We start from the raw sequence: 6,377 nt of genomic DNA, 5'->3' as shown, positions 1-6,377 counted from the left end.
GAGGTTCAACGTTGATGCTCAGAGGTTCAACGTTGATGCTAATTCTCCCATGCCCAATGCCCCAAACTTAATTTAAAAAGCCTGAATCCATTCTTTTACAGAATATTCAGTCCAAATGCCATTTTTCCAGTAGGGATCATTTTCAATTAACTCGCGCACGGTGGCTTCGTCTTCGGCTTCGTAAATCCCAAAAACTTTTGTGACATCTTTGGTGGGGCCAATGGTAATCAGCACACCGGATTCTTTTTGTTTTGCTAATCCGTCTAAATGAGCTTGACGGTGGGGGGCGCGTTTTTCGAGAACATCTTCGCAGTAAGTTCCCCAGAGTACATATTTAGGCATAGCTAAGACTATTTTGGATTTTGGATTTTAGATTTTGCAGCCAGTGCATCGGAGAGTAAGAAATGATTAATTTCTCACTCCTAGCAAATGACAAACGACAAGTGACAAATGACAAATGACTAACTTCTCAGATTTACGCCGAATTTTTCCACCAAAGCTTCGCGGACTTTATTGTGTACTGGTTCGACTTCAGCCTCAATCAAAGTGCGATCGCTAGCCCGATAAATTAAGCGGAATGCTAAACTCCGTTGTCCTTCGGGGACATTTTCGCCGCGATATTCATCAAATAATTCCACAGATTCGAGCAAATCTTTACCCGCTTTGGTAATTACTTTTTGAATTTCGGTAACTGAGATTTTCACGGGTGCGAAAAAGGCGATATCGCGATCGCTAGCTGGATAGGTAGAATAGGGCTGGAATGTTGGAACCAGAACTTCATCTTCTCCCAGAGAATCTAAAAGCACATCTAGATCCAACTGGAAAACATAAACGGAATCTGGTAAGCCTTTTTCTCGTCGCAGTTGGGGATGGAGTTGTCCAAAAATACCCAGCCTGTTACCCCGAATCCACAGGGAAGCGGTGCGTCCTGGATGTAAGCGATTATCTCGGCAATCGGGTTGGAATTCTACCTGCAACGCAAGTTGCCGAAATACACTTTCTAAAATGCCTTTGGCTTCAAACCAGGAAATGGGTTCTTCGCGTCCACTTTTTGACCATTTGCCAACAGAAATATCCCCTCCTACAATCCCAGCCAGGGTTTCTGTTTCTTGCAAACCGTCTTCTTCTTGCCAGAAAATTTGCCCGATTTCAAAACCATTCAAGGCACCATTACCCTGCTCTAAATTGTATTGAAAGGCATCAATTAACCCAGATATCAAATCGGTTCGCAGCGCTGAATATTCGACAAATAAGGGGTTTGACAGTACTATGTTTCTGTCTTCTCCTGGTTTGACTAAAGAATAGTGAATTAATTCTGTCAACCCTTCAGCCCGGAGGAAAGCTCGCAATTTGCGAATCAATTCCTCATCTAAAGGCAGATAACCAGCTTCTGCTTTTTCTGGTAGAGTATCGCAGAATTTGTTGTAACCATAGAGGCGGGCGATTTCTTCAATTAAGTCAATTTCTCGCTCTAAGTCGCGGTAACGATAGGGCGGAACAGAAACTGACCATGTAGGTTGATGGTTCGTATCTTTTTCTGAAGAAGTTAACTTACATCCCAATGCAGTCAGGATGCGCTCAACGTCTTGTTCTTGAAGTTCACCTGTATCCTCTCCTAAATCTATCGGCCCCAATATTTGATTAACGCGGTCTAAACGCAGGGCGATAGAACGACTCCAGGTAGAAGGATCGGGGCGGGTGTCGGCAATTTGCTGCTGGACAAGAATTCCGCTAGCTAATTCGCTAATTAAGGATAAGGCGCGGCGATTAGCTATTTCCAACTCAGCCCGGTTAACTCCCCGTTCATATCTGCCAGAAGCCTCACTTCTTAACCCAACACTGCGGGAAGAACGGCGAATTGCTACGGAATCAAATAAAGCTGCTTCTAAAACTAGGCTTTGAGTCCCTTGATGGACTTCTGTTTCTTCACCACCCATGACTCCCGCCAGTGCAACGGGTCTGTCGTTAGCGGTAATTAACAAATTTTGGGTTGATAGGGTGCGAGTTTGTCCATCCAGGGTTTTGAGGGATTCTCCAGCATTGGCGAAGCGAACGCCGATGGTTAAATTTTCACTACTTGCAACTGATTTTAGGCGATCGCAATCAAAGGCGTGCAGTGGTTGTCCCCATTCCAACAAAACGTAATTAGTAATATCCACCACATTACTTATAGGACGTACCCCAGCAGCGCGTAAACGCTGTTGTAACCATTCAGGAGACGGAGCAATTTTTACCTGTTCAATTACTGTACCAATGTATGCAGGACAAGCTTGGGTATCGGCAATTTTTAAAGCTAAATTTCCGGCACTTTTGGTAATAGAGACTTCACCGGGTTCAGGAATGCTCAACTTTCCACCAGTTAAAGCTGCTACTTCCCGTGCTACGCCTACCATGCTCAGAGCATCAGCGCGATTGGCAGTTGCAGTTAAGTCTAAAATGACATCATCTAGACCCAACAACGGACGTACATCACTACCCAATGGTAAATTTTCCTGGGTAAAAATATGAATTCCGTCTACATCGGTGGGTAAACCGAGTTCCTTTAAAGAACAAATCATGCCCTGAGATGGGACACCACGCAATTTTGCAGGTTTAATTTTTAAATCGATGTTGGGTAAGTAAGTACCCGTAGTTGCCACTGGCACATAGATATCTGCCTTCACATTGGCAGCGCCACAGACAATATTTAAAGTCTCACCTGCACCGACATCGACTTGGCAAACACTTAATTTATCGGCGTTGGGATGGGGTTGACGCTCAAGCACTTTCCCGATAACCACGCCATTTGCCCAAGTGCGGCGGTCTTCTATCTCTTCAACCTCAAACCCTGCCATTGTCAGGGTTTCGGCTAATTCTTCTGGACTAAGTTTTATCTCTACTAGTTCGCGCAGCCAATTTAGAGAAATACGCATGGAATGTGCTTGTTTTAGGAATCGTCTTTTGCTCTTATTTTAGGGTGCCTACTAGCGATCGATGGCTATTCGTCCTGCAAGGCATACCCTTTCACTTGAACAATCCTACTACGTTAGACTGGCAGAACAATCTCTGATGCTAATCTTTTCTTGGCGTTTTGGCTGTAAGTAACCTTCTACAAAGGATTGAGCTTACCAGATACGACACGCGATCGCAAAGAATAGTAGGGAGCATCTCAGTGGCTGCAAATATACCAGATATAAACAAGATTCTTGCTCCCTCTCCGAACCCACGGAGAGGGTTGGGGTGAGGTTTTACAAGGCTTTTTACGAAAGTGAGATGCTCCCGAATAGTAGTGCTAATAGGTCAAACTATTCAAGTAGAAATTTTGAGTAACAGAGAGGAAATCATCCAATGAGTAATTTAGATGATCAGCAATTAACTGAAGCGGAATTACGGGAATATGTAAAGCATCATCCCCAGAAACAGGCGTTATTTTGAGTATTTATACGGTGATTATTTTATACGGTAATTATGTTAAAGTATCTGCATCTATAAATTAGCAAAAATCTAAATTATATAAAAATGCAATAATGACAATCCTATCAAACGAAAAACTAATTGTTCTTGTTTGTGCTGCTGATGATAACTTCTCTATGCCTATAGCATCGGCTACCCGCTCAGTTATTGCCAATTTCCAAAGTGAACACAAGTTAGTTCTATATATTATTGATGGTGGAATTAGTAAACTCAATAAACAGAGAATTACAAAAAACTTAAAATCTGAGCAAGTCAGTATCAATTGGCTCAACCCCAAAAAACAGCACTTCAAAAATGCCCCAACTTCATCCATCTTTCCAACTGCCGCTTACTATCGGCTTTTAATTCCTCAACTATTACCAAAGCAATTTAATAAGGCAATTTACATTGATAGCGATGTGATTGTACAAGGAAATATAGAGGAATTATGGAATATTGATATTGGAGAATATTATCTTTTGGCAGCACAGGATATGGGAGCGCCTTATGTATCTTCGCCAAAAGGACTGATCAATTATCAATATCTTGGCATTTCTCCAGAATCTAAATACTTTAATTCCGGGGTTCTAGTAATGAATCTCAAAAAATGGCGGGAAGATAAGATTTTTGAAAAAATAATTGAGTATTTGACAAGAAATAAACAGTATGTGCGGTGGTACGATCAAGATGGTATGAACGCTATTCTTGCAGGAAAATGGGGAGAACTTGAACCTAGATGGAATCAAATGCCATTTTTGTTTGAATATTCATCTTGGCAAGATAGTCCGTTTACAGAAGATGTATTCAATCAGCTAATTAAAAATCCTGACGTTATTCATTTTGCAACTAGGGATAAGCCTTGGCACAATAGTTGTAAGCATCCTGATAAAGATTTATTTTTTCAATACCTTGATAATTCGATTTGGTCTAATTGGCATGCTGAACAATTTATAAAAAAAGAAAGGCAAAGGCGGATGGCTTTTTTACACAACATTTATCATATGGTAAAGCAGCGAATTAAATCACTGTTAAAAGCATAATAAAAAACTTATCAGAGTGGTTAATTTAAGTCAAATGCATAAAGATTATTTTCAGTAATTCGGCGCGGGTAAACAGTTTTGTCATTATTTTAGGGTGCCTACTAGCGATCGATGGCTATTCGTCCTGCAAGGCGTACCCTTTCACTTGAACAATCCTACTACGTTAGGCTGGCAATGTAAAAATAAGTAAATAATGAGAATGTATCTACGCAGGGAAGTAAGACATTATTTTATTTGGTTGATTTTGACGTTAAACTACATACGCCCGGATTTTTCACAAGCGAGACCGAGTGTTTTGTTTCAGAAAAAAGCGTGTCAGAGGTTGGTCATCTAAGGTTTGCTAACAACAATTTTAACAATGTAGTCTTTAAGTGCGATCGCCTTTTCGCTCTGTGGGTACGGGGAAACCTCTTTTACTGTCACCGTATATTTATCTAAAAATTGAATTGGTAAAGCATCACTACCTGGGATAAGGGTTAGCATCAATGTTGAAACTTGCTTACCATTTTTTATGATGTCTAATCCAATAATAACTTGCCCTTGCCAAATACAAGTTACTTTAGTTGGACACCTAGAATCCTGGATAACTTTTGAAAATTTGATTTCAATATTTTCAGTGCGAAGGTAAGCTGTCTTTCCATATTTAAGATAAAATTGAGTATCTATAGTTCCAGATATAGCCATCACTTGTTGATGATTATCTTGAACAATTGATTGGAGTTCTATTTTTGAAGGTTTGATATTTGATAAGAGTCCATAGGTAGGAAGACAATTTACTCCACCAAGAAATGTTAATATAACTGCGCTCACTACACTTTTCATTTTTGATACTCAATAGTAGGAATTTTTATTATTTGAGCCAGAAAACAGGTTTATAAATTGTTCTGTTTTCTGCTAGGTGAAGCTTTAAAACATAAAATCTAATTAGCTAACTTTTGTGCTTAGGCGCAGATCGCACTTCTCTAAAAGATGCTGCGCGGATTTCAAGAACTTTAACACAATAGCGCTTTTCAAAGAATTCGTTACTTAATTTATCTGGAATATTCACTCTAGTTTTACTTTTTAGCATTATTACTCCATAGTTGAGCAATTATTACATTATGTAAAAGGGACATTATTTTTTCTCTGTTCTCAACAAGCCCAGCTTTCTGCGATGAGCAATGACCACGATTTTACAAGGCGTAGCCCTTCGTAGACATGCTTTTGATAGAAAGTAATCAAATAATAAATGCTGATTTTTTCGTTGGTTCTTAATATTAGTTGCCATTAAGAGTAATTTAGATGCGTTTGCTCTAGCGATCGCAGAAGTTGAATCTTTAAAACTCGATAAAACCTCACAAATAATATTTTATCATTCAATAGATTACAAAAATCAGACCTTACTCGTTTTTGTAGTGTAATTACATTGCATTGTATTGTAGAACTCCCAAGAGGTAAATTTGCTCTGTTTGAGCCGGAAAATCACTGTAAAAGCTGCCTCTAAAGTATTCACCATAAGGATTATCAGGCAATTTCCTGAAATCTACCTCAACAATATCGAAAGAATAGACAATCCAATCTAAAGAATCGGCAATCCAATCTAAATTTTGTTCATTTGAAATATAAATCTAATTTTGTATAGTTTTGCTAAGGGTAGTAATTGCTGTTTTTATTAGTATTTCTTTATTGAAGATGAAAGTCAAAAAATGCTTTCATTCACATCATTTATCTTCCTTTTGATAGAGGAATTTCAGTTCAAGTAATAGGAGCTTAATTCTAATGGCAACTTCTGACAATAGTAATCAAACTGCTGGATCACAAGGTACTAGCAACAATTTATCTGGTAACGGAAATTTTTCTTTCAGTGATGGCAAATGGCAGTCCACCGATGGCAGCAGTTTAGATAGTAGCGGTGCCTCCGGTGGC

The 6,377-nt window shown here is 39.4% G+C and carries 4 protein-coding genes; 1 reads left to right on the top strand and 3 read right to left on the bottom strand.

Annotation, left to right across the window (positions count from 1 at the left end; translation table 11 throughout):
• Positions 1–72 precede the first annotated feature (72 nt).
• Together VE944_RS04005 and pheT are read right to left on the bottom strand one after the other, a co-directional pair.
• Positions 73–342, bottom strand: a complete 270-nt coding sequence (locus tag VE944_RS04005) for a YciI family protein (RefSeq protein WP_229493914.1) — start codon at positions 340–342, stop codon at positions 73–75.
• A 119-nt stretch (positions 343–461) separates the two neighbouring features.
• A complete protein-coding gene (gene pheT / locus VE944_RS04000; RefSeq protein WP_324972612.1) occupies positions 462–2,912 on the bottom strand; it encodes a phenylalanine--tRNA ligase subunit beta in 2,451 nt (816 codons plus the stop codon).
• Positions 2,913–3,506: 594 nt separating this feature from the next.
• Between pheT and VE944_RS03995 the strand changes: the two genes are divergently transcribed.
• Entirely contained in the window at positions 3,507–4,472 is a 966-nt protein-coding gene (locus tag VE944_RS03995) for a glycosyltransferase family 8 protein (protein ID WP_324972610.1), read from the top strand.
• A 330-nt stretch (positions 4,473–4,802) separates the two neighbouring features.
• Here VE944_RS03995 and VE944_RS03990 read toward each other — a convergent pair whose 3' ends face one another.
• Positions 4,803–5,294: a hypothetical protein gene (locus tag VE944_RS03990; RefSeq protein WP_324972608.1), complete on the bottom strand. Its 492-nt coding sequence runs from the start codon at positions 5,292–5,294 to the stop codon at positions 4,803–4,805.
• Positions 5,295–6,377: the final 1,083 nt, after the last annotated feature.

This window comes from Nostoc sp., from assembly GCF_035638895.1.
GTDB lineage: Bacteria > Cyanobacteriota > Cyanobacteriia > Cyanobacteriales > Nostocaceae > Nostoc.
This window is presented reverse-complemented; position numbering and strand designations above follow the sequence as displayed.